Here is a 26,390-nt window from a genome sequence, read left to right as displayed (position 1 = left end):
CCTCGGCGGTCTGCGGGGCACCCGCCGGGGCGGTCGCCTTACGGGTCGCACGACGACGCGGACGCGCCGGAGCGGCCTCCGGCTCCTCGACCGCGGGCGCCTCCACAGCCGGCGCCTCGGCGCCCTGCGGCTCCTCGACGACGGGCGTCTCGGCGGTCTGCGGGGCACCCGCCGGGGCGGTCGCCTTACGGGTCGCACGACGACGCGGACGCGCCGGAGCGGCCTCCGGCTCCTCGACCGCGGGGGCCTCGGCGACCGGTGCCTCCACGGCCTGCGGCTCCTCGACGACGGGCGTCTCGGCGGTCTGCGGGGCACCCGCCGGAGCGGTCGCCTTACGGGTCGCACGACGACGCGGACGCGCCGGGGCCGGCTCGGGCGCCTCGTTCGGCGCCTCGGCGAGGGACGCGACGTCGGCCACCTCGGCGGTGGCCGTCTCGACGACGACCTCGCCGGCCGGAGCGTCGGCGGCGGCCGTGACCGGGGGCCCGGCCGGCCGGGACGCGGCACGGCGACGGCGGCGCGGCGGCAGCGTGTCGCTGGGCGAGTCGTTCTCTTCGTTGTGGTGACCGGCGGTGCCGGATTCGTTCGGCTCGAGCATGCGGGCGGTTCTCCCGTCACGCTCCCGGGCGCCGCGTCTGGCGCGGCGCCGCACGGGAGCTGTTATGTCTGGCTCGCCGGTTCCGTACGCGTGGTACGCACGGCCTGGCGAAAGTCTCCTGTGGGTGCACGCGGCCCGACCCAGGTGGCTCCCGAGTGCCAGGGCCGCGTTACAACGACCGCCCTACGCGGAACCTGCACCTGTCGGCTCCGGGGCGGCGGCGGGTCCGGCGGCCCTTTGTGGGGCGGCCGTGACTGCCTCGCGGTCGGGCGCGAGCGGGTCGGTCACCGTGCCGGACTCCTCGTCGAAGAGCCCCTGCGCCAGCCTGGTCACCGCTGCGGGGACCGGCGGCGCCAGGTCGGCCACAGCTCGGAGACCGGACAGGACGTCGTCGGGTCGCACGGCAGGTGTCACGTGCCGAACAACCAGCCGCAGTATCGCACAGGGGGCCTGCCCGCTCCTATCAGACGGCGCGGGAACGGCTTCAAGCCCCGCCACGGCGCCCCGTGCGTCGAAGGTGCGCATCCCGTTCTTGGTCTTGCGCCGCACCTCGACGGCCTCGGCGGCGAGGAAGGCGGCGACGGCGCGTTCGGCGTCCTCGACCGCCACTCCCTCCAGGCGCAGCTCCCAGACGGAGGCGGTGAGCCGGTCGGCGAGACCCGAGGTACGGGCCTCGACGGCGTCGATGATGTCGAGCCCGTCCGGCAGCGACTCGTCGAGCAGCTCGCGCAGCGTCGCCGGGTCGCGGTGAGCGGTGAGCGCGATCTCCAGGTACTCGGCCTCGGAGCCCGTGCCGGTGGGTGCGGCATTGGCGTACGAGACCTTCGGGTGCGGGGTGAAGCCCGCCGAGTACGCCATGGGCACCTCGGCGCGCCGCAGCGCTCGCTCGAACGCGCGCTGGAAGTCGCGGTGGCTGGTGAACCGGAGGCGGCCGCGCTTGGTGTAGCGCAGGCGGATGCGCTGCACTGCCGGTGCGGGCGGCGGGCCTTCGGGCTGTCGCTTGCCCAGTGGTTCTTCTCCTCGGTGCGGGGCGGGCGCGGTGGCGCTCCGCCCACGAAATTCGGGCGGCTCCCGGGGGTCCCGCCCGGCTCACCCCCGCTGTCGCGGGGAGATCTCGGGTGCGGGCGCCACGCCAGGTGCGGTCGTTGTACTACCCAGACTACGCGCCGCGACGCCGGCCGGTTCCCCGGCCCGGCCCGCCGAAGGTCCGCCGACCAGCGCCCGCCACGCCTCCCGGCGGGCCCGGCGCACGGTCTCGCGCGCGGAGGCGAGCGCCGCCGCGGTGGCGCGCCCCGCTCCGGCGACCGCGGCGCGCACCGGCCGCCACAGGTGGTCGCGCAGCGCGTGGCCGACCGGCGTGCACACGTTCCGGTAGCACCACGCCACCGGCCGCCCGAGCAGGTTCCATCCGAGCCACTTCAGTCCGCGCCCCACGGCCCGCGACAGGTACCCGGCGACCCGCCACGCCACCACGACCGCGTCCCGGAGCTCCCGGGCCACCACGACCAGCGCCCGCCCCACCGGTGCGAGCACCCACCGGTACAGCCACCCGAGCGGGACGACGATCCCGTACCGCACGACGGGAACCATGACGTACCGCCACAGCGCCACCCACGGCCGGACGAACAGCGCCCTCGCCAGCCAGGTGACACCGTGCCCGAGCGGGGTGAGCACCCACCGGTACAGCCACCGCGCCGGGGTCACCACCAGCGTGTCCACCAGCCACACCAGCGCGTGCCCCACCGGAGCGAGCACCCACCGGTACAGGCCGCGGGCCGGGGTCACCACCAGCGTGTCCACCAGCCACACCAGCGCGTGCCCCACCGGAGCGAGCACCCACCGGTACAGGCCGCGGGCCGGCTTCACGAGCCCGTACATCACCAGCGCCCCGGCCAGCCACGCCAGGCCCCGGCCGAAGGGCGCGAGGACGTAGGCGTACAGCCACACCAGCGGGGTGACGAACAGCACGTACAGCAGCCGGCCCAGCGGCCGCAGCACCACTCGGTCGAGTGCCCGGCCGCACGCGGTGAGGGCGTCCCACACCATGCGCACGGGCAGCACGACGAGCAGCACCACGATCCGTACCGGAATCCTGACGGCGGCCGTCAGGCAGCCCTCCGGCTCACGCTTGTCCACGTCCATGCGGGTGAGGACGCGAACGGCCCGGCCAGGGGTTTCTTCCCCGGCCGGGCCGTTGCGCGGACGTTACGCCGATCTGGATGTGGGTGCCCATCTGCGGGCATACCCATGTAGGACTACATCAACTTTTCACCTTCGCGTCTCTCGACGCACGGCCTGCCGTAATCGCTGCCACACGCCGACAGGAGCTGACTGCCCAGCGAGTTCGATGGCTCCGCGCCGGGGACGCGGCACAGCCTCCACATACAAAGGGGTCGCCACGACCAACCTGTGCTGCCACACCCCAGGAGGGAAGTTGCACAGCACTCGGGCGTGGCCGTGAAGGTACGCGGGCCCTTCGTAGTCGGTCACAAGCATGTCGTAGGCAGAACGCGCAGCGAACTCCTTGTCGCGCCGGCTCGTGGAATCAAGGTCATCGGGCAGCGACGTATCTCCTCGCCCTTCCCTCTCGACCAAGGCGGCGGCTAGGTCATGCAGCCAGTCAGATCCAGACCACATTCGCGTCGGTGGAGCCTCAGTCTCGGTCAGGACGTGCTGCCGTGAACCACAGAGGATGACCTGAACACCAGCGCAGCTGTCGTCACCGCGCCTCAGCGCACACGACGGGTCTTCAATCGACATGAACGTGTACACACCGCTGTCGATAAGCCCCCAGTCCCGCACCCTGGGCCCATGCCTGAAGAACCCTGTGAACTCAAGCCAGTCATAGGCGGTGAGCGACTCACAGGAGTCCGGGAAGCTCGTGTGCGCCTCACACTTGGCACTTACGTGATCAAGCACCTGTTGTAAGCGCTCCCCCAGTGACTCTTCAACAGACGGGGATTCACCCACCGCCAGGCGCATGCCCGCGCCGAGCGCCGACACTTCTGCCTCCACTGCCCGACCGGAGAACCCACCGCCCTGCTCGGGCAGGAACTCTGCGAGCTTCGCACTGGACAGGTACAGCAACTCCATCATCCAACCTCCAGGGCCCCAGAATCAGCCCACCAGGCCGACGGGCTTGGTGAGCATTCCCGAACACGCGCCGGGCTCAACCAGTTGGACAGGTGACCACGATCAAATGCCCTGATGCGTGTTTCCATGAGGGAAAGAATGAGACAACTTGACATCCAATCTGTACTCTCCGTGACCATGAAGACGTACGACATCGAGAGCGAATGGACCGCCTCGGACCTGGCTCTCCTGGAGGACCTGAAGCGGGCGGAGGCTCTGCTCCCCGAGGACGCTCCGCGCGCGCTCCTCTCCGTCCGCCTGTCCGTACTTACGGAAGACACGACATCGCCGGTGCGGCAGGAACTCGACCTACGTCTCCTGGCCAGAGAGAAGGGGTATCGCGTCGTCGGCGTCGCCTCCGATCTCAACGTGTCGGCGACGAAGGTTCCACCGTGGAAGCGGAAGGAACTCGGGGAGTGGCTCAACAACCGGGCCCCGGAGTTCGATGCTCTGCTCTTCTGGAAGCTCGACCGCTTCATCCGTCGCATGACGGACCTGTCCACGATGATCGAGTGGTGCGAGCGGTACGGGAAGAACCTCGTGTCGAAGAACGACGCGATCGACCTCAGCACGACCGTGGGCCGGATCATGGTCACGCTCATCGGCGGCATCGCCGAGATCGAGGCGGCGAACACGTCGACCCGCGTCACGTCACTGTGGGACTACGCGCGCACGCAGGACTCATGGCTCGTGGGCAAACCGACATACGGCTACGTCACGACGAAGGTGGACGGCAAGCCGGCGCTCGTCATCGAGCCGAACGCACGCAGGGCGCTGCACTGGGCCCGGCGCATGGCGCTCCGGGGCGTCTCCGCCCGACGCATGGCCCTCTGTCTCGTCCGCTCCGGGCTCATGTCGACGGGGCTCACGACGTCGACTCTCCTTCGCCGCCTTCGCAACCCCGCACTTATGGGCTACCGAGTCGAGGAGAACAAGCAGGGCGGGAAGCGACGGAGCAGGCTCGTCCTCGGCAACGACGGGAAGCCGATACGAGTCGGCCCTCCGATCTTCACCGAGGAGGAGTTCGAGACCCTTCAAGCGGCACTCGATCGCCGGGGCAAGAACCAGCCCACCCGGCAGGCGGGCGGAGCGACACAGTTCCTGGGAGTCCTGATCTGTGTCGACTGCTCGACCAACATGACTGTGCAGAAGAACATGAGCAACGGCCGGAGCTACACCTACCTGCGCTGCGGCAAGTGCAAGGGCGGCGGCCTCGGCGCACCTAACTCGCAGAACGTGTACGACGTCCTCGTGGGCGACGTGCTGCGCGTCCTCGGCGACTTCCCCGTCCAGGTCCGGGAGTACGCGAAGGGAGCCGAGGCACGCGCCGAGGTGAAGCGGCTCGAAGACGCCATCTCCTACTACATGTCGGGGCTCGAACCAGAAGGCCGCTTCTCGAAGACTCGGTTCACTCGCGAGCGGGCAGAGAAGACGCTCGACAAACTCACGGAAGGGCTGAACGCCATCGATCCCGAGACCACGCAAGACCGTTGGGTCCTCGTGCACAACGGCAAGACCTTCCGGGATATGTGGGAAGCGGGCGGCATGGAGGCCATGGCCGAGGACCTCCGCCGCGTGGGCGTCACGTGCGAGGTGACCCGCACGAAGCTCAAAGGGGTGCGCGCCCCATCCGTACACCTGCGGCTGAAAATCCCCCGCGACGTCCACGAACGCCTGGTCATCAAGGGCGACGACTTCGCCGCAAGGGTCTGACGAAGGAGTGGGGACGGACATCTCCGGGCGGCTCGGCCAGCCACGCATGGAGGTGTTCCGGCTTGACGGCCGGCCCGGGCCGGATAGAAAGAACCCTCTTGCTCCTTCTGGGAGCGGACACCGCGGCCGGCTGGCCGCACTGCTCGCCGAAGACTGCGTGCTCGGCATAACCGGCGAATTCGTCGAGGTACATCCGGACGTCTCCCGGGTCGCGGAACACCATCACCCCTGCCGTCGTCTCCACCGTGGCCAGCCGCTCGTCGTACACGGTGAACGTGTTCAACGGACACCCCGGCAGGCGCGGCTCGATCGGGAGCACGCCAAGATGCACGTTGGGCAGCTGGGTCAGCGAAGCCAGCCGGTCGAGCTGGACGGCCACGGCATCCGGGGAGACGAACGGGGAGCGGGCCGCCTGCTCAGTGACGGGGAAGGTGAACTTCTTCCGGCGAACGTACAGGACCTCTTGCCGCTCCAGCTTCCTCGCCACGGCCTTGCCGCGGTCTCCGGGCGGGGATGTGGGCGAGGCTGGCCCCGATGTACTCCGGGGTGGAGAGCAAGGCCGTGAGCATCGAGAGCAGGAGGAACCGGAACTCCGTCGAAGACGCTTCGAGCCCGGCCAGCTCAAGCTGCTTCTTGTCCAGACCCTTCCGCCGCATCGACCATGCGTCCTGCCACTCCGTGGCGGCGATGCGGGCCAGCGTGGACACCTCCGCGACCAAGGCCGGCGGGGCGTCCAAGGCCCTGAGGATGCGTTCTATGTCCACCAGAGACGAGCGCGCCTTCCCGCTCTCCTCGCCTTCGACTGCGACATGTTGCAGCGCGCGGCAAGCCGGTCCCCGGAGAGACCCGCCTGCTTCCGCAGCTTGCGCAGTGTCGCGACGAGTTTCCGGGAGGACTGGCTGAGCTGCTCGGGCTCGAACGTCACTCGGTCACGTACTCCAGGAACGGGACCGATTCCGCAACAGCGATGCGCTGGCATTCTAGGAACGGGGCGGGGTCGCCCTCGTACAGCTCCCGCTCGATCTGCGTACCGTCGGCCTCGTACTTCATGAGGACGACCGTCGAGCGGTCGAACATCCAGAAGTCCTGAACGTCGGGGAGCGGGTTCGGCCTGTCGGTGATGTCGAGGATGCGGACGTCCTCCCCCGCCGGGGCCTGGTGCCATTAGCACCGCTCGAACTCGAACCGCAGGTAGTCCGTGAGGGGTCGGGTGACGATGTGGACGCGGCCGACGTTGCGGGTGCGGACCATGGCCATCCACGCGTCCTCATACGGCCCCGGGAAGCGAGCCCCCACCTTGGTGCGGCAGACGTTCGGGCAGTCGCCCTGCCCGCAGTTGCCGCCCTCCGTGTTGCCGGTGAGCCGTGTGAGTTCTTCGCGCGCCATGCTGAACCCCCTCGTGCGAGCCCTCTGCCGACCCGTCGCCACGACGGTAGGAGCGGGGTCGGCACGCCGTCTATGCGGAAACGCGACTATGCGCGTTGTCACATAAACCGGACCCCCGTGAACGCCGAAAGGCGCCCGGACCGGATCGTCCGAACGCCTCTCACGCCCTACACCCACTCGACCGCCGAGTCGATGCCCGAGTCCTGCCGAGGGGCGGGAAGCGGTGTGCGCCGCTGGTGGCGGGGAGCCTGCTCGCGCTCCTTGGCGCCGAGCCCTCGCAGGGCTTCGGCGCGGTCCGCCTCGGGGATGTCGGCAAGCGCCTCAGTCATCCGCTGGATGGCATCGCCGCTGGTCACGGCTACTTCTTGACCGTGAGCGGGAGCAGCTTCTTGCCGGTGGGGCCGATTTGTATGGCCGTGTCCATCTGCGGGCAGACACCGCAGTCGAAGCACGGCGTCCAGCGGCAGTCCTCGACCTCGGTCTCGTCGAGCGCGTCCTGCCAGTCCTCCCAGAGCCAGTCCTTGTCGAGACCGGAGTCCAGGTGGTCCCAGGGCAGGACCTCCTCGTAGGTGCGCTCGCGGGTGGTGTACCAGTCGACGTCCACGCCGAACCGGGGAAGCGTCTTCTCCGCGCAGGCCATCCAGCGGTCGTAGCTGAAGTGCTCGCGCCAGCCGTCGAAGCGGCCGCCGTCGTCGTAGACGGCGCGGATGACGGCGCCCACGCGGCGGTCGCCGCGCGAGAGCAGGCCCTCGACGATGCCGGGCTTGCCGTCGTGGTAGCGGAAGCCGATGGAGCGGCCGTACTTCTTGTCGCCGCGGATCTTGTCGCGGAGCTTCTCCAGCCGGGCGTCGGTCTCCTCGGCGCCGAGCTGCGGAGCCCACTGGAAGGGGGTGTGCGGCTTGGGCACGAAGCCGCCGATGGAGACCGTGCAGCGGATGTCGTTCTGGCCGGAGACCTCGCGGCCCTTCTGGATGACGTTCATCGCCATGTCGGCGATCTGGAGGACGTCGTCGTCGGTCTCGGTGGGCAGGCCGCACATGAAGTACAGCTTCACCTGGCGCCAGCCGTTGCCGTAGGCGGTGGCGACGGTCCGGATCAGGTCCTCCTCCGAGACCATCTTGTTGATGACCTTGCGCATGCGCTCGGAGCCGCCCTCGGGGGCGAAGGTCAGGCCGGAGCGGCGGCCGTTCCTGGTGAGCTCGTTGGCGAGGTCGACGTTGAACGCGTCGACGCGGGTGGAGGGCAGCGACAGGCCGATCTTGTCGTCCTCGTACCGGTCGGCGAGGCCCTTGGCGATGTCACCGATCTCGGAGTGGTCGGCGGAGGAGAGCGAGAGCAGGCCGACCTCCTCGAAGCCGGTCGCCTTGAGGCCCTTCTCGACCATCTCGCCGATGCCGGTGATGCTTCGCTCCCGCACGGGGCGCGTGATCATGCCGGCCTGGCAGAAACGGCAGCCGCGGGTGCAGCCGCGGAAGATCTCGACGGACATCCGCTCGTGGACGGTCTCGGCGAGGGGCACGAGCGGCTGCTTGGGGTAGGGCCACTCGTCGAGGTCCATCACGGTGTGCTTGGACACGCGCCACGGGACGCCCGACCTGTTGGGGACGACACGGCCGATGCGGCCGTCCGGGAGGTACTCCACGTCGTAGAACGCCGGGATGTACACGCTGCCGGTCTTGGCGAGGCGGAGGAGCACCTCTTCGCGGCCGCCGGGGCGGCCCTCCGCCTTCCAGGCGCGGATGATCTCGGTCATGTCGAGCACGGCCTGCTCGCCGTCACCGATGATCGCGGCGTCGATGAAGTCGGCGATCGGCTCGGGGTTGAAGGCCGCGTGGCCGCCCGCGAGCACGATCGGGTCGTCGATCGTGCGGTCCTTGGACTCCAGCGGGATGCCCGCGAGGTCCAGGGCCGTGAGCATGTTGGTGTAGCCGAGCTCGGTGGAGAAGCTGAGCCCGAAGACGTCGAAGGCCTTCACGGGGCGGTGGCTGTCCACGGTGAACTGCGGCACCCGGTGCTCGCGCATCAGCGCCTCGAGGTCGGGCCACACGCTGTACGTGCGCTCGGCCAGGACGCCCTCGCGCTCGTTCAGTACCTCGTAGAGGATCATGACGCCCTGGTTGGGCAGGCCCACCTCGTAGGCGTCCGGGTACATGAGCGCCCAGCGCACGTCGCAGCTGTCCCACTCCTTGACGGTGGAGTTGAGTTCACCGCCGACGTACTGGATCGGCTTCTGCACATGCGGAAGCAGAGCTTCGAGCTGAGGGAAGACGGACTCGGCAGGCATCTCGCGAACCTTCGTGAGCTGGCAGGGCGACTCTCAAGCGTAACCCGCTCGGAGTCGCCCTCCTCACGGCGATCACCACGCCCCCGCCCGGCACGGCGGGCGGGGCGCCCCGCCCGGTCAGGTGCGCAGCCGTCCGGGCCGGGCGGCCTTCGCCCACACCGCCGGCAGCTCGCGCTCCCGTTCGGCCGCGCTCGCCTCCTCCTGGCCGTGGAGCAGCCCCCAGGTGAAGGCGGTCTCGCCGGCCGCGTGGGCGTGGACGGCGATGTCGCGGAGGGTGGCGCGCGCGACGACGCTGTCCTGGTGGTCGCCCAGGACCTTCTGGACGGCCTTCACCCGCTTGCCGAGGCGTTTCGCGGGCTTGCCCAGGACGGGCGTGGCGCTCTCGGCGGCGTACCGGACGCGCTTGGCGGTCTTGCGGGCCTGGTGCATGGCGACGTCCCGGTCGTGGCCGGCGGGCAGGGCGAGGGCGCGGTCGACGCGGCCGGCGAGCCGCCGGTGCTCCTTGAGGAGTGCCTTGGCCAGCACCGTTCCGGCGTCCTCACCGGCCGCGGGGCGCAGCGGTGGGTCGGCGAGCAGGGCGTCGAGGGAGTCCAGGAGGGTGGCGTAGCGCTCGCTGTCGAGGACGGACAGGGTGCGGTGGCGGGCGGTCGCGCGGCCGGTGGCGGCCCAGGCGCGCAGCCGCCCCCGGACCGGGCCCAGGAGCAGGGTGACGGGCACGGTGTCGATGCGGGCGGTGAGCCGCTCGGCGAGGACCTCCTGGTCGCGGTCGACGCCGAGTTCGTGGGCCAGCCAGCGCAGCTCGTCGCCGACGGGGCCGGTGACGGCCGGGTCCAGGACCTTGCGGTACGTGCGGAAGGCGCTGCGCAGGCGGCGGGTGGCGACCCGCATGCTGTGCACCGAGTCGGGCAGGTCCCGGCGTACGGCGGCGTCGTAGGTGAGCAGCTTGCGCACCTGGTCGCGCAGGTGGGCGAGGACGCGGCCGCCGGCGGTGCCGTCCTCCCGGGGGTCCGGCGCGGGCCGCCATCCGGTCTCGCGGAGCGCCTTCTCCAGCTTGGACGGCGCGCTGGAGGGGGTGAGGCCCTTCTTGCGCAGCCGCTTGTCCACGGCTTCGAGGAAGGCCGGGTCGCCGCCGTCCGCCAGCTCCACCTCGATCTCGGTCCACTCCGCGGTGCCGCCGCGCCCGCCGGTGAGGCGTTCGGCGCGGACGGTGTCGGTACTGGCCTCCGCGAGCGGCGTGCCGCCGGCGTCCCGGAGGTGGCGTACGTCCCGGCGGGAGCGGAGCCGTACCTGCGGGACGAGCTCGGCGCCCCGGGTCCTGGCGCGGACCAGTGCGGCGAGGAAGGGTGGTACGCCGTCCTCGAGCGGGGCGCGTATCTCGTCCCGGGTCCCGGGGGCGACCGGCAGTTTCAGGTGCCAGCCGGCGTCGGCGCCTCCGGTGCGGCGGCGCAGCGTGATGGACGCCGCGGCGAGGCGGAGGTCCTCGGTGTCGTAGTAGACGGCGTCCAGTTCGGTGACGCCCTCGTCGGTGACGGCCGCGGTGCCGCGCACCCCGGTGAGGTCCGGCAGCCGGGCGCCGGGGCCGGCTTCGTACTTGCGCTCGATCTCACGCTTCGTGTCCGCCATCATTCGATACCGGCTACCCCGCGAGGCCCGGTCTATGCGGCCAGGGGCCGTTGCACCCTGATCGACTGGAGCAGTCCGATCGCCACCCACACGGCGAACATCGACGATCCTCCGTAGGAGACGAACGGCAGGGGCAGACCGGCGACCGGCATGATGCCGAGGGTCATGCCGATGTTCTCGAAGGCCTGGAAGGCGAACCAGGCGATGATGCCGGCGGCGACGACCGTGCCGTACAGCTCGGTGGTCTCGCGGGCGATCCGGCAGGCGCGCCACAGGACCACGCCGAGGAGCGCGATGATGGCGCCCGCTCCGATGAAGCCGAGTTCCTCGCCGGCGACGGTGAAGATGAAGTCGGTCTGCTGTTCGGGGACGAACTGCCCGGTGGTCTGGTGGCCGTTGAACAGCCCGGCTCCGTACAGTCCGCCGGAGCCGATGGCGATGCGGGCCTGATTGGTGTTGTAGCCCGCGCCGGCCGGGTCGAGTTCGGGGTTGGCGAAGGCCGCGAAGCGGTTGATCTGGTACTGGTCGAGCACGCCGAGCGCGGCGACCAGGACCGCGCCGATGACGCCGGCGCCGATGAGCCCGAAGATCCACCGGTTGGACGCGCCGGAGGCGAGCAGGACGCCCAGCACGATCACGACCATCACCATCACCGAGCCCAGGTCGGGCATCAGCATCACGATGGCCATCGGTACGACGGCCAGGCCCAGGGACTTGGCCACCGTGCGGTGGTCGGGGTGCACCTGGTCGCCCGCGTCGACCTTGGCGGCCAGCAGCATCGCCATGCCCAGGATGATCGTGATCTTCACGAATTCGGAGGGCTGGAGCGAGAAGCCGCCGCCGATGACGATCCAGGCGTGCGCCCCGTTGATGGTGGCGCCGAGCGGGGTGAGGACGAGCAGCACCAGGACCACGGAGATGCCGTACAGCACGGGCACCGCGCCGCGCAGGGTGCGGTGGCCGAGCCAGACGGTGCCGACCATCAGGGCGAAGCCGATGCCGGTGTTGAGGACATGGCGGAAGAGGAAGGCGTACGGGTCGCCGTGGGTCAGTTCGGTGCGGTTGCGGGTGGCGGACCACACCAGCAGCGAGCCGACGGCGGACAGGGCGATCGCCGAGAACAGCAGCGGCCAGTCGAGCCTGCGCATCATCGAGTCGCGGGAGGTGAGCTTGGTCCAGGCGCCCCGGTCGGGGGCGTAGCGCGCGACGGAGAAGTTGTTGGTTCCGGCCATCGTGGGTCAGTCCCTCCGGTGCGGGGGCGGTCCCGCGAGCTGCGGCTCCCCGTCGCCCTCGCCCGGGTCGACCTTCTGGGCGTCGGGGTCGTAGGGCGTGACGACCGGCGCGTCGATGGAGCCGTCGGGCTGGATCTTGGGCAGGGCCGACTGCGGCCGGGGCAGCAGGGCCCGCTTGATGTCCTGGTTGCCCGCGTCGTCCAGACCGTAGAGGGCGTCGTAGATGTTGCGCACGGCGGGGCCGGAGGCACCGGAGCCGGTGCCGCCCTGGGAGATGGTCATGACGATGGTGAAGTCGTCGGTGTAGGTGGCGAACCAGGACGTGGTCTGCTTGCCGTAGACCTGGGCGGTGCCGGTCTTGGCATGCATCGGGATCTTGTCCTGCGGCCAGCCGCCGAACCGCCAGGCGGCGGTGCCGCCGGGCTCGACGACCGACTTCAGGCCCTTGTCGAGGTTGCTGATGGTCTCCGCGTCGACCGGGAGCCTGCCGCCGGCCCTGGGCTTGATCTCCTCGACCTTCTTGCCGTCGGGGCTGATCACGGCCTTGCCGATGGTGGGGTCGAAGAGGGTGCCGCCGTTGCTGATGGCGGCGTAGGCGGTGGCGAGCTGGATGGGGGTGATGAGCACATCGCCCTGGCCGATGGCGAAGTTGATGCTGTCGAACGCCTTGAGCTGGTTGCCTTCGAGGCAGCTCTCGTAGGCGATCTGCTCGACATAGCTGCCGCCCTTCTTGCCCTGCTTGCACCAGGAGTCCTTGTTGGCATCCCAGAACGCCTGCTTCCAGTGGCGGTCCGGAATACGGCCCTTGACCTCGTTGGGCAGGTCGATGCCGGTCTCGGAGCCGAAGCCGAAGTCGCGGGCGGTCCGGTAGAACCAGTCGTTGGGCTTCTTCGCCGGCTTGAGGCCGCCGTCGCGCTGCCACTCCTGGTGGCCGAGGCGGTAGAAGACGGTGTTGCAGGAGAACTTGAGGGCGTCTCCGAGGGTGATGGGGCCGTGCCCCTTGGACTCGAAGTTGGCGAAGCTCCGGCCGCCCATGCTGTAGGAGCTGCTGCAGTTGTAGCGGTCGTTGAAGTCGTAGCCGGCCCGTACGGCCGCGCTCGCCGACACCACCTTGAAGACCGAGCCGGCGGGTGCCTGGCCCTGGATGGCCCGGTTGAGCAGCGGGTAGTTGGAGTTCTTGCCGGTGAGCTGGGCGTACTCCTTGCCGGAGATGCCGCCGACCCAGGCGTTGGGGTCGTAGTCGGGCTGGGAGGCCATGGCGACGACACGGCCGGTCTTGGACTCCATGACGACGACGGCGCCCGAGTCGGCCTCGTAGGGGCGGCCGGTGACCCGGTCGGTCTCCTTGCGGACCGTTTCCATCGCCTGGTGCAGCTCGTACTCGGCGACCGCCTGGACGCGGGCGTCGATGCTGGTGACGACGGTGGAGCCGGGCCGGCCGGGGTCGCTCTCCGCCTCGCCGAGGACCCGGCCCAGGTTGTCGACCTCGTAGCGGGTGACGCCGGCCTTGCCGCGCAGCGCCTTGTCGTACGTGCGCTCCAGACCGGAGCGGCCGACCATGTCGGAGCGGAGGAACGGCGAGTCGCTGTCCTTGGCCTTCTCGATCTCCTCGTCGGTGACGGGAGAGAGGTAGCCGAGGACCTGCGCGGTGCGGGCGCCGCCCGGCGCGGTGTAGCGGCGCACGGCGGTGGGTTCGGCGGTGATGCCGGGGAAGTCCTCGGCGCGTTCGCGGATCTGGAGGGCCTGCTGGGTGGTGGCCTCGTCGGTGACGGGGATGGGCTGGAAGGGCGAGCCGTTCCAGCAGGGCTGGGGCGTCTTGGAGTCGCAGAGGCGGATCTTGTCCATGACCTCCTTGGGCTTCATGCCCAGGACGCCGGCCAGCCGGGTGAGGACGCCCTTGCCGTCGTCCTTCATCTTCAGCAGTTCGGTGCGGGACGCGGAGACCACCAGGCGGGTCTCGTTGTCGGCGAGGGGGACGCCGCGCGCGTCGAGGATGGCACCGCGTACGGCGGGCTGGACGACCTGCTGCACGTGGTTGTTCTTCGCCTCGTCGGTGTACTCCTTGCCCTGCCGGATCTGGAGGTACCAGAGGCGGCCGCCGAGGGTGAGGAGCAGGGAGAAGACCAGGACCTGGATGACGATGAGCCGGATCTGGACCCGGGGGGTCCGTCCGGTCTCGGGGATGTTGCTCATGACGCGGTGGCCCCCTCGGTCACAGTCGCTTGACGCCCTTGATGCGTCCGGCCCGCGCCGCCCGGTTGCGGGCGGCCTTCATGCGCAGTACGCCGCGCTGCTCGCCGATCCGCAGACCGGTGCCGTTCGCCAGGAAGCCGGAGGCGACATCGGTGCCCGCGCCGGTGTTCTCGGCGAGGGGGTCGTTCTCGGCCCGTCTGGCGAGGGCCATGATCAGCGGCACGGTGAAGGGGGCGAGCAGCAGGTCGTAGATCACGGCGGTGATCAGCAGGGAGACCAGGCCGACGTGGCGGGCGGCGGTGTCGCCGACGAGGGCGCCGACGCCCGCGTACAGCAGCGTCGAGCCGACGGCGGCGACCACGACCATGACCATCGGGCCGGTGGCGGAGCGGAGCTGGCCGTTCTCGGGCTTGGCCAGGCCGACCAGGTAGCCGATGACGCACAGCACCAGGGCGTACCGCCCGGCGGCGTGGTCGGCGGGCGGCGCGAGGTCGGTGAGGAGGCCGGCGCCGAAGCCGATGAGGGCGCCACTGACGTGCCCGTACACCAGCGCGAGGCCGACGACGACGAGCAGGACGATGTCGGGGACGGCGCCGGGGAGCTGGAGGCGGGCCAGGATCGACACCTGGAGGACGAGGGCGACGACCAGCAGGGTCGTCGAGAGCAGGATCCGGTTGAAACGCATGGTCACTCCCCCTCCGGCTGCCCGCTCGGGGCTCCGCTGGGCGCCCCGGTCGGGGACGGGGTCACCGTGACCGTGACGGTCGGCTCGGGCGTGGGCTTGGGCGGCAGAACGGTGTCACGCGGGTCGGCGCGCGGGGCCTGGACGACGACGCCGACGATGTCGAGCTTGCTGAAGCCGACGTACGGGCGCACGTAGATGTTCCGGGTGAGGCTGCCGGTGGACGGGTCCACACGGACCACCTCGCCGACCGGGACGCCGGGCACGAACGGCCGGTCGGCCCGGGAGCCGAAGGTGACCAGCCGGTCGCCGGGCTTGACCTTGGCCTTGCCGTTGAGGAGCTGCACGGACAGCGGGCGGTCGCCCTGGCCGGTGGCGAAGCCGAGTTCGTCGGAGCGCTCCATGCGGGTGCCCACGGTGAAGTCCGGGTCGCTGGCGAGGAGCACGGTGGAGGTGCCGGGGCCGACGGTGGTGACGCGGCCGACGAGCCCGTCCCCGTTGATGACCGTCATGTCCCGCTTGATGCCGTCGTCGGAGCCCACGTCGATGGTCACCGTCCAGGAGAAGCCCTGGGCGGCTCCTATGGCGACGACCTCGGCCGCCTTGATGCCGTACTGGCCGGCGCCGGCCTTCTTCAGCAGGTTGTCGAGCTCGCGCACCCGGCTGCGGTTGCGGTCGTCGCTGCCGAGCTTCGCCTTCAGCGCGGCGTTCTCCCGTTCCAGCTCCGCTATGCGGTTGTGGCGCTCGCCGGAGTCCCGTACGGCCGCGATGGCGTTGCCGACCGGGTTGACGGCGGACGCGACGCTGTTCTCGACCGGGCCGAAGACAGTGGCGGCCGCCCGTCTGGCGCCGTCGACGGGTGACTCCTCGCCGCCGCGGATGTCCACCGTGATCAGCGCGAACGCGATGGCGACCAGCAGCACCAGGAGCAGCCGGCTCTCTCGTGTGTCCCTCACGTGGGGCGGCCGTGCCTTCCTCGTAGGAATCTCGTAGGAAATGTTTGTGCCGTTATACCAACCGGAGCAACCGGATCAACGATCAGCCGTACGGGTCCGGCAGCACCCGTACGGCTGACCTGTGGGGCCGCGCTATCTGCGCGGCTGGGCGTCCAGCACCTGCTGGAGCGCCTCGAACTCCTCGACGCACTTGCCGGAGCCGAGCGCCACCGAGTCCAGCGGGTCCTCCGCGATGTGGATCGGCATGCCGGTCTCCCGGCGGAGCCGCTCGTCGAGGCCGCGCAGCAGGGCGCCGCCGCCGGTGAGGACGATGCCCCGGTCCATGACGTCGCCGGACAGCTCCGGCGGGCACTTGTCGAGGGTCGTCTTCACCGCGTCGACGATGGCGTTGACCGGCTCCTCGATGGCCTTGCGGACCTCGGCGGCGGAGATGACCACCGTCTTGGGGAGCCCGGAGACGAGGTCACGGCCGCGGATCTCGGTGTGCTCGTCGGTGTCCAGGTCGTACGCCGAACCGATGGTGATCTTGATCTGTTCGGCGGTCCGCTCGCCGAGGAGGAGGCTGTACTCCTTCTTGACGTGCTGGATGATCGCGTTGTCCAGCTCGTCACCGGCCACCCGGATGGACTGTGCCGTGACGATTCCGCCGAGCGAGATGACCGCGACCTCGGTGGTGCCGCCACCGATGTCGACGACCATGTTGCCGGTGGCCTCGTGGACCGGGAGCCCGGAGCCGATGGCGGCGGCCATGGGCTCCTCGATGATGTGCACCTGGCGGGCGCCCGCCTGGGTGGACGCCTCGATGACGGCGCGGCGCTCGACGCCCGTGATGCCGGACGGCACACAGACGACGACCCGCGGGCGGGCCAGGTAGCGGCGCTTGTGGATCTTGAGGATGAAGTAGCGGAGCATGCGCTCCGTGATCTCGAAGTCGGCGATCACGCCGTCCTTCAGCGGACGCACGGCCACGATGTTGCCGGGAGTGCGGCCGATCATTTTCTTGGCTTCGGCCCCGACCGCCAGGATGCCGCCGGTGTTGGTGTTGATCGCGACGACGGACGGCTCGTTGAGGACGATGCCGCGACCCCTCACGTACACCAGCGTGTTGGCGGTCCCGAGGTCGACAGCCATGTCACGGCCGATGAACGACATTGAGTTCCCCTTGTTTCCCATGAGGATGCGTCGGGCCTTCCCAATTAGAGCGTTGACGGCTTCTCAGGTCGGCGAGGTGGGTGGTGTGGCGAGGAGATTCACATCGTAGTCCCGCCTGCGCGGACACGGCGCGGTGGCCCGCCTCTGTATAGGTGACGAAGTGTCGGAGCGATGCGTTCCCGGTCGTGGCGTTCATATGCCGAAGGGCGACCGAAATTCCTTCGGTCGCCCCAGGTCATGAGCGCTGTATGGCTGACAGCGGGTCAGGAAATGCCGGGGAAGAAAATCTTCAGTTCCCGAATGGCGGACTCCTCCGAGTCCGAGGCGTGAATCAGGTTCTCCCGGACGATGGTGCCGAAATCGCCACGGATGGAGCCGGGCCCCGCGGCGATCGGGTCCGTCGGACCCGCGAGCTGGCGTACGCCCTCGATGACCCGCTCGCCCTCGACGACCAGCGCGACGACCGGACCGGAGGACATGAACGCCACGAGCGGCTCGTAGAACGGCTTGCCCTTGTGCTCGCCGTAGTGCTGCTCCAGCGTGTCCTGGTCCAGGTGGCGCAGTTCCATCGCGGTGATGGCCCAGCCGGCCTTGCGCTCGATACGACCGATGATCTCGCCGATCAGGCCGCGGCGAACGGCGTCGGGCTTGAGAAGGACGAGCGTGCGCTGGGTCATGTTGTTACGGCTCCTTGCAGGCATACGTGTGCGGTGAGCCGAGGCTACAGGGGCCCCCGGCCCCCGCGGCACCGGGTCCCCGCCTTCCGCGCGGCTGCGCCGTCCGGGGGACGCCCACCCGCGCGGGGCGGGCCGGGGGCGCGGCGGCCGTCAGGGGGCCTGGGCCGCCCACCTGGCCTTGGCCGCGTCGATCTTGCGGCCGAAGTGGACCGACGCCCACCACAGCCCGCCGAACACCGCGCCCAGGAAGAACATGACCGGCACGATGAAACCGCTCAGGACCAGCGCCACCTGGAGCGCCCAGCCGAGCTGTATCCCACCCGGTCGGGTGATCATGCCGCACAGCAGCACGCTCAGGGCCATCAGGATGCCGCAGACCGTCCAGACGGTGCCCATCGACAGGCTGTCGTCCTTCATGGCCACCAGCCCGGCGAAGCCGATCACGAAGAACTCGCCGATCAGCGTGGACGCACAGAGCGTACGCATCAGAAACCTCAGCCCTTCCCCAGCAGCAGCCGGGCCTCACCGACCGTGATCACCGAACCCGTGACGAGGACGCCCGCCCCCGCGAACTCGGACTCCTCCTCCGCCAGGGTGATCGCCGCCTCCAGCGCGTCGTCCAGACGCGGCTCGACCACCACCCGCTCGTCGCCGAAGACCTCGACGGCGACGGCGGCCAGCTCGTCCGCGTCCATCGCGCGATGGCTGGAGTTCTGCGTGACGACGACCTCGGCGAAGATCGGCTCGAACGCCTCCAGCAGCCCCCGCACGTCCTTGTCGCCGCTCGTGCCGACGACACCGACCAGCCGGGAGAACCCGAACGCCTCGCTGATGCCCTCGGCCGTGGCCCGTGCGCCCGCCGGGTTGTGCGCGGCGTCCAGCACCACGGTCGGGCTGCGCCGCACCACCTCCAGGCGGCCCGGCGAGACCACGGAGGCGAACGCCCCGCGGATCCGGTCCAGGTCCAGCGTCCGCGCCTCCTGGGCGCCGATGCCGAAGAACGCCTCCACGGCCGCCAGCGCCACCGCCGCGTTGTGCGCCTGGTGCGCGCCGTACAGCGGGAGGAAGATCCCTTCGTACTCGCCGCCGAGCCCGCGCAGGGTGAGTAGCTGCCCGCCGACCGCGATCTCGCGCGAGACGACGCCGAACTCCATGCCCTCGCGGGCCACGGTCGCGTCGACCTCGACGGCCTTCTTCAGCATCACCTGCGCCGCGTCCACCGGCTGCTGGGCCAGGATGACGGTGGCGCCCTGCTTGACGATCCCGGACTTCTCCCCGGCGATCTCGGCGTGCGTCGAGCCCAGCCGGTCCGTGTGGTCCAGGTCGATGGGGGTGACCACGGCGACGTCGCCGTCGATCACGTTGGTCGCGTCCCAGGTGCCGCCCATGCCGACCTCGACGACCGCCACGTCCACCGGAGCGTCGGCGAACGCCGCGTACGCCATACCGGTGAGGACCTCGAAGAAGGACAGCCGGTACTCCTGGGAGCCGTCGACCATCTCCACGTACGGCTTGATGTCCCGGTACGTCTCGATGAACCGCTCGTGGCCGATCGGCGCGCCGTCGAGGCTGATCCGCTCGGTGATCGACTGCACGTGCGGCGAGGTGTACCGCCCGGTGCGGAGGTCGAACGCGCCGAGCAGCGCCTCGATCATCCGGGCCGTGGACGTCTTGCCGTTGGTGCCGGTGATGTGGATCGAGGGGTACGCGCGCTGCGGCTCGCCCAGCACGTCCATCAGCGCCGCGATCCGCGTCACCGAGGGCTCCAGCTTGGTCTCGCCCCAGCGGGTGGCGAGCTCCTGCTCCACCTCCCGCAGCGCCTGGTCCACCTCCGGGTCGGCCGGCCGGGAGGGCACCGCCTCGGCGGCCCCGGGGGGACCGGCCTGGGTGCGCAGCGTACGGCTGCCGGCCTCGATCACCGCCAGGTCGGGATCTCGGTGGGTCTCGGCTTCCACGATGTCGTCGAAGTCGTCGCTGTCGCTGGACGGGGGCTGCTCACTCACAGGGCCAGTCTACGGAGCCCCGCCGCCGGCGCCCGGACCGGTGCCGCGACGGCGGGGGTGCGGGGCGGACGCCCCGCGCCCCCGCCGTCCGGGTCACGCCTCGGGAAGGCTCGCCAGCTGGTTCTCGATGCGGGCGATGTCCTCGTCGGCCTTGGCCAGTCGGGTACGGATCTTGTCCACGACGTTGTCCGGCGCCTTGGCGAGGAACGCCTCGTTGCCGAGCTTCGCGGTCGCCTGGGCCTTCTCCTTCTCGGCGGCGGCCAGGTCCTTGGCGAGGCGCTTGCGCTCGGCCGCCACGTCGATGGTGCCCGACAGGTCGAGCGCGACGGTGGCGCCCGCGACCGGCAGGGAGGCGGTGGCGTGGAAGCCCTCGCCCTCCGGCTGGAGGCGCAGCAACTGGCGGATGGCCGCCTCGTGCGGGGCCAGGGCCGTGCCGGTGAGGTCCAGGCGGGCCGGGACCTTCTGGCCGGGCTGGAGGCCCTGGTCGGAGCGGAAGCGGCGGACCTCGGTGACGACCCGCTGGACGAGCTCGATCTCGCGCTCGGCGGCCTCGTCGCGGAAGCCCGAGTCGGCGGGCCAGTCGGCGATGACGAGGGACTCGCCGCCGGTGAGCGAGGTCCACAGGGTCTCGGTGACGAACGGGACCACCGGGTGCAGCAGCCGCAGCGTCACGTCCAGGACCTCGCCCAGGACGCGGGCCGAGACCTTGGCGGGCTCGCCGCCGCCGAAGAAGGTGGTCTTCGACAGCTCGACGTACCAGTCGAAGACCTCGTCCCACGCGAAGTGGTAGAGCGCGTCGGAGAGCTTCGCGAACTGGAAGTCCTCGTAGTACGCGTCGACCTCGGCGACCGTCTTGTTGAGCCGCGACAGGATCCACCGGTCGGTGGCGGACATCTCGGAGGCGTCCGGCAGCGGGCCCTCCACCGTGGCGCCGTTCATCAGCGCGAAGCGGGTGGCGTTCCAGATCTTGTTGGCGAAGTTGCGGGACGCCTGGACCCAGTCCTCGCCGATCGGCACGTCGGTGCCGGGGTTGGCGCCGCGGGCCAGCGTGAACCGCACGGCGTCGGAGCCGTACGCGTCCATCCAGTCCAGCGGGTCGACGACGTTGCCGAAGGACTTGGACATCTTCTTGCCGCGCTCGTCACGGACGAGACCGGTCAGGGCGATGGTCGTGAACGGGACCTCGCCGTCCATCGCGTACAGGCCGAACATCATCATCCGGGCGACCCAGAAGAAGATGATGTCGTGGCCGGTGAGCAGGACGTCGGTGGAGTAGAACTTCTCCAGGTCCGGGGTCCGCTCCGGCCAGCCGAGCGTGGAGAACGGCCACAGGCCGGAGGAGAACCAGGTGTCCAGGACGTCGGTGTCCTGGGTCCAGCCCTCGCCGGTGGGCGCCTCGTCGTCGGGTCCGACGCAGACGACCTCGCCGTCCGGGCCGTACCAGACGGGGATGCGGTGGCCCCACCAGAGCTGGCGCGAGATGCACCAGTCGTGCATGTTGTCGACCCAGTCGAAGTACCGCTTCGACATGTCCTCCGGGTGGATCTTCACCCGGCCGTCGCGGACCGCGTCACCGGCGGCCTGGGCGAGCGGACCGACCTTGACCCACCACTGCATCGACAGGCGCGGCTCGATGGTGGTCTTGCAGCGCGAGCAGTGGCCGACGGAGTGGACGTACGGGCGCTTCTCGGCGACGATCCGGCCCTGCGAGCGCAGCGCGCCGACGACGGCGCTGCGCGCCTCGAAGCGGTCCAGGCCCTGGAACGGACCGTGGACGGTGATGACACCGCGCTCGTCCATGATCGTCATGGACTCCAGGCCGTGGCGCTGGCCGATCGCGAAGTCGTTCGGGTCGTGGGCCGGGGTCACCTTGACGGCGCCGGTGCCGAACTCCGGGTCGACGTGGGTGTCCGCGACGACCGGGATGGTGCGGTCGGTCAGCGGCAGCTTGATGCGCTTGCCGACGAGGTGCTTGTACCGCTCGTCGTCCGGGTGGACGGCGACCGCGGTGTCACCGAGCATCGTCTCGGCGCGGGTGGTGGCGACGACGAGCGTCTCGTCGCCCTCGCCGTACCGGATGGAGACGAGCTCGCCGTCGTCCTCCTGGTACTCCACCTCGATGTCGGAGATGGCGGTGAGGCAGCGCGGGCACCAGTTGATGATGCGCTCGGCGCGGTAGATCAGCTCGTCGTCGAACAGCCGCTTGAAGATGGTCTGGACGGCCTTGGACAGGCCCTCGTCCATGGTGAACCGCTCGCGCGACCAGTCGACGCCGTCACCGAGGCGGCGCATCTGGCCGAGGATCTTGCCGCCGTACTCCTCCTTCCACTGCCAGACGCGCTCGACGAACTCCTCGCGGCCCAGGTCGTGGCGGGACTTGCCCTCCTCGGCGAGCTGCTGCTCGACCTTGTTCTGGGTGGCGATGCCGGCGTGGTCCATGCCGGGCAGCCACAGCGCCTCGTACCCCTGCATCCGCTTGCGGCGGGTGAGGGCGTCCATGAGCGTGTGCTGGAAGGCGTGGCCCAGGTGGAGGCTGCCGGTGACGTTCGGCGGCGGGATGACGATGGTGTACGGCGGCTTCTCGCTCGTCGCGTCCGCCGTGAAGTAACCGCGCTCTACCCAGCGCTCGTACAGCTTCCCCTCTACCTCGGCCGGCGCGTACTGGGTCGGCAGTTCGGGGACGGATGCTGGCTGCTGCTGAGTGTTCTCGGTCACGGGCCACAGTTTAGAGGTGTCACAGGCCCGTACTGAAACGGGAATGTTCGGTAACGGTTGGGCCCCCCGCCGCACCGGTGCCCACGGCTTTCGGCCAGGATGTGAGGAACGCATAAGCATTCGGAGGGGGAACCCCTTAATGAGTTACAACCAGCCGGGCCCGTACGGCGGACAGCCCCAGCAGCCCGGACCGTACGGTCAGCCGGGCCCTTACGGCCAGCAGCCGCAGGCGCCCCAGCCCGGCTACGGCTACCCGCAGCAGGCGCCGCCCCCGCAGGGCGTGCCGCAGCAGGGTTACGGCCACCCTCAGCAGCCCGGCCCCTACGGCCAGCCCCCGCAAGCGCCCTACGGCGCCGGCCCCGGCGCCTACCCCCCGCCCCCGCCGCCGGCCCCCAAGAAGAAGACGGGCCTCATCCTCGGCGCGGTCGCGGTCGTGGCGGCGATCGGCGTGGGCGCGTACTTCGTCCTCGGCGGCTCGGGCGGCGCCGACATCGCGGACGACGGTCCCCACAAGCTGGTGACGCCGGAGACGGTGCTGACGGAGTACAAGAAGGGCAAGGGCGACAGCGGTTCGTCGTCCGACGACGACCTCAAGGACGCCGAGAAGTGGGGCGTGAAGAACGCCAAGGAGGTCGAGGCCGGTTACCAGGCGGGGGACGTCCAGCAGAACCCCTTCACGGCCAAGATGCTCCAGTTCGGTGGCGTGTACGGCGAGATCGAGGACCCCGAGAAGGTCGTCGACGCGTTCTTCGCCCACATGAAGACGGAGTCGGAGAAGGACAGCAGCGAGGACGCCGAGCTGGTCGGCAGCCCCCAGGCGTACACGCCCGAGGGCCTGGAGGGCGCGGTCCTCAAGTGCCAGCAGGTGAAGACCAAGCCGGGCGGCGGCGGGTCCGGGGCTGGCCCCAAGGACTTCACCGTCTCGGTGTGCGTGTGGGGTGACTACAGCACGCTCGGCATGGTGATGCCGGTCGACATGGCCAGCGCCATGTCGGGCAAGAGCAGCAGCGTCGAGGAGGCGGCCGGCATCGCCGCCAAGCTCCGCAAGGAAGTCCGCGTCAAGGCCTGACGCGCCCCGGCGAACGACGAAGGCGCCCGCCCGGTTCGGGGAACCGGGCGGGCGCCTTCGGGGTGTCCGGGGTTACGCCGACTTCTCGTGGCGGCCCGGGTCCTTGACGACCCGGGGGACGAGCGTCGGGTTGACGTTGTTGTGGACGACGTCCTCGGTGATGACGACGCGGGCGACGTCCTTGCGGGACGGAACCTCGTACATCACCGACATCAGGACCTCCTCCATGATGGCGCGCAGGCCGCGCGCGCCGGTGCCGCGGAGGATGGCCTGGTCGGCGATGGCCTCGAGGGCCGGGCGGTCGAAGTCCAGCTCGACGCCGTCGAGTTCGAAGAGGCGCTGGTACTGCTTGACCAGCGCGTTGCGCGGCTCGACGAGGATCTTCAGCAGGGCCTCGCGGTCCAGGTTGTGGACCGAGGTGATGACGGGGAGACGGCCGATGAACTCGGGGATCATCCCGAACTTCACCAGGTCCTCCGGCATGACCTCCTGGAACTGGTCGCTCGCCTCGATCTCGCGCTTGGAGCGGATCGTCGCGCCGAAGCCGATGCCCTTGGCACCCGCCCGGGACTCGATGATCTTCTCCAGGCCGGCGAAGGCGCCGCCCACGATGAACAGCACGTTCGTCGTGTCGATCTGGATGAACTCCTGGTGCGGGTGCTTGCGCCCACCCTGCGGGGGCACCGAGGCCGTGGTGCCTTCCAGGATCTTGAGGAGCGCCTGCTGGACGCCCTCGCCCGACACATCGCGGGTGATCGACGGGTTTTCGCTCTTACGGGCGACCTTGTCGATCTCGTCGATGTAGATGATGCCCGTCTCGGCCTTCTTGACGTCGTAGTCGGCGGCCTGGATGAGCTTCAGGAGGATGTTCTCGACGTCCTCGCCCACGTACCCCGCCTCCGTGAGCGCCGTCGCGTCGGCGATGGCGAACGGGACGTTGAGCATCCGGGCCAGCGTCTGGGCCAGGAGCGTCTTGCCGGAGCCGGTGGGGCCCAGCAACAGGATGTTGGACTTGGCGAGTTCGATCGCGTCGTCCCGGCCCGCGCCCCCGCCGTTCTCACCGGCCTGGACGCGCTTGTAGTGGTTGTACACCGCGACGGAGAGGGCCTTCTTGGCCGGCTCCTGGCCGACGACGTACCCCTCCAGGAACTCGTAGATCTCGCGCGGCTTGGGGAGTTCCTCCCAGCGGACCTCGCTCGTCTCCGCGAGCTCCTCTTCGATGATCTCGTTGCAGAGGTCGATGCACTCGTCGCAGATGTACACACCGGGGCCTGCGATGAGCTTCTTCACCTGCTTCTGGCTCTTTCCGCAGAACGAGCACTTGAGCAGGTCGCCGCCATCACCGATGCGTGCCACGAGGTGCTTCCCCTTCGCCTGGGAGCGGCTTGGTTCAGCCGACTCCTGGTGCCTCATATCCGACGGTACCTTGCCGGGGCCCTGGTTCGGGCCCCCCTTGGCACGGTTCACACCGTGCCAAGGGAAGGCGGGGCCGTCAGGCAGCCGCCGCTGCGGTGCTCTTGCGGGTGGAGACGATCTGGTCCACCAGGCCGTACGCCAGGGCGTCCTCGGCCGTGAGGATCTTGTCGCGCTCGATGTCGTCGCGGATCTTCTCGATCGGCTGGGTGGAGTGCTTGGCCAGCATCTCCTCCAGCTGCGTACGCATGCGCAGGATCTCGTTGGCCGCGATCTCCAGGTCGGAGAGCTGCTCACGGCCGGTGCCGCCGGACGGCTGGTGGATCAGCACACGCGCGTTGGGCAGGGCCATCCGCTTGCCGGGGGTGCCGGCGGCCAGCAGCACGGCCGCGGCGGAGGCCGCCTGGCCCATGCAGACCGTCTGGATGTCCGGCTTCACGAACTGCATCGTGTCGTAGATGGCCGTCAGCGCGGTGAAGGAGCCACCGGGGCTGTTGATGTAGATGGAGATGTCGCGGTCCGGGTCCATCGACTCCAGGCACAGCAGCTGCGCCATGACGTCGTTGGCCGAGGCGTCGTCGATCTGCACGCCGAGGAAGATCACGCGCTCCTCGAAGAGCTTCGCGTACGGGTCGTACTCGCGCACGCCCTGGGAGGTGCGCTCGACGAAGCGGGGGACGACGTACCGGTTGTCCACCTGCGGGCCGGTGTAGAGGCCGCTCGCGGAGAAGTTGCTCATATGGGTGTTCACCATCCTGGTGGCGTTCGGCGGGGCTGGGGGGCGAGGGGCGGGGGCGCTCAGGCGCCGGTGCCGCCACCGCCCGGAACGCCCGCGGCGGCAGACATGATGTCGTCGATCAGGCCGTACTCCTTGGCCTCCCCGGCGGTGAACCAGCGGTCGCGGTCACCGTCGCGGATGATCGTCTCCACGGACTGGCCGGAGTGGCGCGCGGTGATCTCGGCCATGCGCTTCTTCGTGCGGAGGAGGTACTCGGCCTGGATCTTGATGTCCGAGGCGGTGCCGCCGATGCCGGCGGAGCCCTGGTGCATCAGGATGTCCGTGTTCGGCAGCGCGAAGCGCTTGCCGGGGGTGCCGCCGGTGAGCAGGAACTGACCCATCGAGGCCGCCATGCCCATACCGATGGTGACGACGTCGTTCGGGATGTACTGCATGGTGTCGTAGATGGCCATGCCGGCCGTCACCGAGCCACCCGGGCTGTTGATGTACAGGTAGATGTCCTTGTCCGGGTCGGCGGCAAGGAGCAGCATCTGCGAGGTGATCTTGTTCGCGATCTCGTCGTCGACCTGCTGGCCGAGGAAGATGATCCGCTCGCCGAGCAGCCGGTTGTAGACATGGTCGCCGAGGCCACCACCGATGGACGGCTCACCCGCGGCGTAAGGCATCAGATTCGTCACGTATCCACCTGCTCGTCTCTGACGGCTCCGGCCGTCTCAGCGTCGTACGTACTGGGGGCGGGTAATGGCCTGCCCTCGTATTCATGGACCCTAACGCGCAGGTCGGACAACACCATCCCGGTTCCCCAACTGTTCGCTGGGAGCGC

21 protein-coding genes and 2 pseudogenes are annotated in these 26,390 nt (G+C 69.9%); 2 read left to right on the top strand and 21 right to left on the bottom strand.

Annotated elements, in window-relative coordinates:
* The 4 genes and pseudogenes from ACF068_RS15825 to ACF068_RS15810 form a co-directional block, all read right to left on the bottom strand.
* A pseudogene (locus tag ACF068_RS15825) lies at positions 1–598 on the bottom strand (ribonuclease E/G); the annotation flags it as partial.
* Positions 599–781: 183 nt separating this feature from the next.
* Positions 782–1,564: a TIGR03936 family radical SAM-associated protein gene (locus ACF068_RS15820; RefSeq protein ID WP_392274792.1), complete on the bottom strand. Its 783-nt coding sequence runs from the start codon at positions 1,562–1,564 to the stop codon at positions 782–784.
* Positions 1,565–1,687: 123 nt separating this feature from the next.
* Complete coding sequence (locus ACF068_RS15815) at positions 1,688–2,740, bottom strand: hypothetical protein (protein ID WP_392274791.1); 1,053 nt, start codon at positions 2,738–2,740, stop codon at positions 1,688–1,690.
* Positions 2,741–2,866: 126 nt separating this feature from the next.
* A complete protein-coding gene (locus tag ACF068_RS15810; RefSeq protein ID WP_392274790.1) occupies positions 2,867–3,694 on the bottom strand; it encodes an SAVMC3_10250 family protein in 828 nt (275 codons plus the stop codon).
* 174 nt (positions 3,695–3,868) lie between these two features.
* Here ACF068_RS15810 and ACF068_RS15805 point away from each other — a divergent pair, with 174 nt between their 5' ends.
* Positions 3,869–5,443, top strand: a complete 1,575-nt coding sequence (locus ACF068_RS15805; RefSeq protein WP_392274789.1) for a recombinase family protein — start codon at positions 3,869–3,871, stop codon at positions 5,441–5,443.
* On the opposite strand, the gene ACF068_RS15800 is transcribed toward ACF068_RS15805, so the two are convergent.
* From ACF068_RS15800 to ACF068_RS15735, 14 genes and pseudogenes are all read right to left on the bottom strand, one after another.
* On the bottom strand, positions 5,412–5,930 hold the full coding sequence (locus ACF068_RS15800; RefSeq protein WP_392274788.1) for a Scr1 family TA system antitoxin-like transcriptional regulator: 519 nt from the start codon (positions 5,928–5,930) through the stop codon (positions 5,412–5,414). The two genes, ACF068_RS15805 and ACF068_RS15800, sit on opposite strands and share 32 nt — an antisense overlap.
* Before the next feature lie 434 nt (positions 5,931–6,364).
* Positions 6,365–6,742: pseudogene (locus tag ACF068_RS15795) on the bottom strand (DUF6879 family protein); the annotation flags it as partial.
* Between the two features lie 254 nt (positions 6,743–6,996).
* Positions 6,997–7,158, bottom strand: coding sequence for a hypothetical protein (locus tag ACF068_RS15790; RefSeq protein ID WP_392274787.1), 162 nt, complete (start codon positions 7,156–7,158; stop codon positions 6,997–6,999).
* Positions 7,159–7,187: 29 nt separating this feature from the next.
* Complete coding sequence (locus ACF068_RS15785) at positions 7,188–9,113, bottom strand: TIGR03960 family B12-binding radical SAM protein (protein WP_392274786.1); 1,926 nt, start codon at positions 9,111–9,113, stop codon at positions 7,188–7,190.
* A gap of 117 nt (positions 9,114–9,230) precedes the next feature.
* Positions 9,231–10,736, bottom strand: coding sequence for a CHAD domain-containing protein (locus ACF068_RS15780; protein ID WP_392274880.1), 1,506 nt, complete (start codon positions 10,734–10,736; stop codon positions 9,231–9,233).
* 32 nt (positions 10,737–10,768) lie between these two features.
* Complete coding sequence (gene rodA / locus ACF068_RS15775) at positions 10,769–11,968, bottom strand: rod shape-determining protein RodA (RefSeq protein ID WP_392274785.1); 1,200 nt, start codon at positions 11,966–11,968, stop codon at positions 10,769–10,771.
* Positions 11,969–11,974: 6 nt separating this feature from the next.
* A complete protein-coding gene (mrdA, locus tag ACF068_RS15770) occupies positions 11,975–14,161 on the bottom strand; it encodes a penicillin-binding protein 2 (protein ID WP_392274784.1) in 2,187 nt (728 codons plus the stop codon).
* A 19-nt stretch (positions 14,162–14,180) separates the two neighbouring features.
* On the bottom strand, positions 14,181–14,846 hold the full coding sequence (mreD, locus tag ACF068_RS15765; protein WP_392274783.1) for a rod shape-determining protein MreD: 666 nt from the start codon (positions 14,844–14,846) through the stop codon (positions 14,181–14,183).
* 2 nt (positions 14,847–14,848) lie between these two features.
* Complete coding sequence (mreC, locus tag ACF068_RS15760) at positions 14,849–15,799, bottom strand: rod shape-determining protein MreC (RefSeq protein ID WP_392274782.1); 951 nt, start codon at positions 15,797–15,799, stop codon at positions 14,849–14,851.
* 132 nt (positions 15,800–15,931) lie between these two features.
* Entirely contained in the window at positions 15,932–16,951 is a 1,020-nt protein-coding gene (locus ACF068_RS15755; protein WP_064069523.1) for a rod shape-determining protein, read from the bottom strand.
* Positions 16,952–17,214: 263 nt separating this feature from the next.
* Positions 17,215–17,628, bottom strand: coding sequence for a nucleoside-diphosphate kinase (ndk, locus tag ACF068_RS15750; RefSeq protein WP_392274781.1), 414 nt, complete (start codon positions 17,626–17,628; stop codon positions 17,215–17,217).
* A 150-nt stretch (positions 17,629–17,778) separates the two neighbouring features.
* Positions 17,779–18,114 carry a DUF4233 domain-containing protein gene (locus ACF068_RS15745; RefSeq protein ID WP_392274780.1) on the bottom strand — a complete coding sequence of 112 codons (336 nt, stop codon included), beginning with the start codon at positions 18,112–18,114 and terminating at the stop codon, positions 17,779–17,781.
* An 8-nt stretch (positions 18,115–18,122) separates the two neighbouring features.
* Positions 18,123–19,631, bottom strand: coding sequence for a bifunctional folylpolyglutamate synthase/dihydrofolate synthase (locus tag ACF068_RS15740; protein ID WP_392274779.1), 1,509 nt, complete (start codon positions 19,629–19,631; stop codon positions 18,123–18,125).
* Between the two features lie 93 nt (positions 19,632–19,724).
* The gene (locus ACF068_RS15735; protein WP_392274778.1) at positions 19,725–22,346 is read right to left on the bottom strand and encodes a valine--tRNA ligase; all 2,622 of its coding nucleotides are present in this window, start codon (positions 22,344–22,346) and stop codon (positions 19,725–19,727) included.
* 139 nt (positions 22,347–22,485) lie between these two features.
* Between ACF068_RS15735 and ACF068_RS15730 the strand changes: the two genes are divergently transcribed.
* Positions 22,486–23,415, top strand: coding sequence for a hypothetical protein (locus ACF068_RS15730; protein WP_392274777.1), 930 nt, complete (start codon positions 22,486–22,488; stop codon positions 23,413–23,415).
* Between the two features lie 72 nt (positions 23,416–23,487).
* On the opposite strand, the gene clpX is transcribed toward ACF068_RS15730, so the two are convergent.
* The 3 genes from clpX to ACF068_RS15715 all read right to left on the bottom strand — a co-directional run bounded on the left by clpX (position 23,488) and on the right by ACF068_RS15715 (position 26,244).
* Positions 23,488–24,771, bottom strand: coding sequence for an ATP-dependent Clp protease ATP-binding subunit ClpX (gene clpX, locus ACF068_RS15725; protein WP_073751205.1), 1,284 nt, complete (start codon positions 24,769–24,771; stop codon positions 23,488–23,490).
* Between the two features lie 136 nt (positions 24,772–24,907).
* On the bottom strand, positions 24,908–25,582 hold the full coding sequence (locus tag ACF068_RS15720) for an ATP-dependent Clp protease proteolytic subunit (protein WP_031070475.1): 675 nt from the start codon (positions 25,580–25,582) through the stop codon (positions 24,908–24,910).
* Between the two features lie 44 nt (positions 25,583–25,626).
* Positions 25,627–26,244: an ATP-dependent Clp protease proteolytic subunit gene (locus tag ACF068_RS15715; RefSeq protein WP_079137019.1), complete on the bottom strand. Its 618-nt coding sequence runs from the start codon at positions 26,242–26,244 to the stop codon at positions 25,627–25,629.
* Positions 26,245–26,390: the final 146 nt, after the last annotated feature.

The organism is Streptomyces sp. NPDC016309 (assembly GCF_043077235.1).
Classification (GTDB): Bacteria; Actinomycetota; Actinomycetes; order Streptomycetales; family Streptomycetaceae; genus Streptomyces.
This window is presented reverse-complemented; position numbering and strand designations above follow the sequence as displayed.

Bases quoted from the DNA above. Each gene is read 5' to 3' on its own strand.
- ACF068_RS15815 (WP_392274791.1), bottom strand. From the start codon at position 2,740: ATGGACGTGGACAAGCGTGAGCCGGAGGGCTGCCTGACGGCCGCCGTC.
- ACF068_RS15810 (WP_392274790.1), bottom strand. From the start codon at position 3,694: ATGATGGAGTTGCTGTACCTGTCCAGTGCGAAGCTCGCAGAGTTCCTG.
- ACF068_RS15805 (WP_392274789.1), top strand. From the start codon at position 3,869: ATGAAGACGTACGACATCGAGAGCGAATGGACCGCCTCGGACCTGGCT.
- ACF068_RS15790 (WP_392274787.1), bottom strand. From the start codon at position 7,158: ATGACTGAGGCGCTTGCCGACATCCCCGAGGCGGACCGCGCCGAAGCC.
- ACF068_RS15785 (WP_392274786.1), bottom strand. From the start codon at position 9,113: ATGCCTGCCGAGTCCGTCTTCCCTCAGCTCGAAGCTCTGCTTCCGCAT.
- ACF068_RS15780 (WP_392274880.1), bottom strand. From the start codon at position 10,736: ATGGCGGACACGAAGCGTGAGATCGAGCGCAAGTACGAAGCCGGCCCC.
- rodA (WP_392274785.1), bottom strand. From the start codon at position 11,968: ATGGCCGGAACCAACAACTTCTCCGTCGCGCGCTACGCCCCCGACCGG.
- mrdA (WP_392274784.1), bottom strand. From the start codon at position 14,161: ATGAGCAACATCCCCGAGACCGGACGGACCCCCCGGGTCCAGATCCGG.
- mreD (WP_392274783.1), bottom strand. From the start codon at position 14,846: ATGCGTTTCAACCGGATCCTGCTCTCGACGACCCTGCTGGTCGTCGCC.
- ACF068_RS15755 (WP_064069523.1), bottom strand. From the start codon at position 16,951: ATGTCGTTCATCGGCCGTGACATGGCTGTCGACCTCGGGACCGCCAAC.
- ndk (WP_392274781.1), bottom strand. From the start codon at position 17,628: ATGACCCAGCGCACGCTCGTCCTTCTCAAGCCCGACGCCGTTCGCCGC.
- ACF068_RS15745 (WP_392274780.1), bottom strand. From the start codon at position 18,114: ATGCGTACGCTCTGTGCGTCCACGCTGATCGGCGAGTTCTTCGTGATC.
- ACF068_RS15730 (WP_392274777.1), top strand. From the start codon at position 22,486: ATGAGTTACAACCAGCCGGGCCCGTACGGCGGACAGCCCCAGCAGCCC.
- ACF068_RS15720 (WP_031070475.1), bottom strand. From the start codon at position 25,582: ATGGTGAACACCCATATGAGCAACTTCTCCGCGAGCGGCCTCTACACC.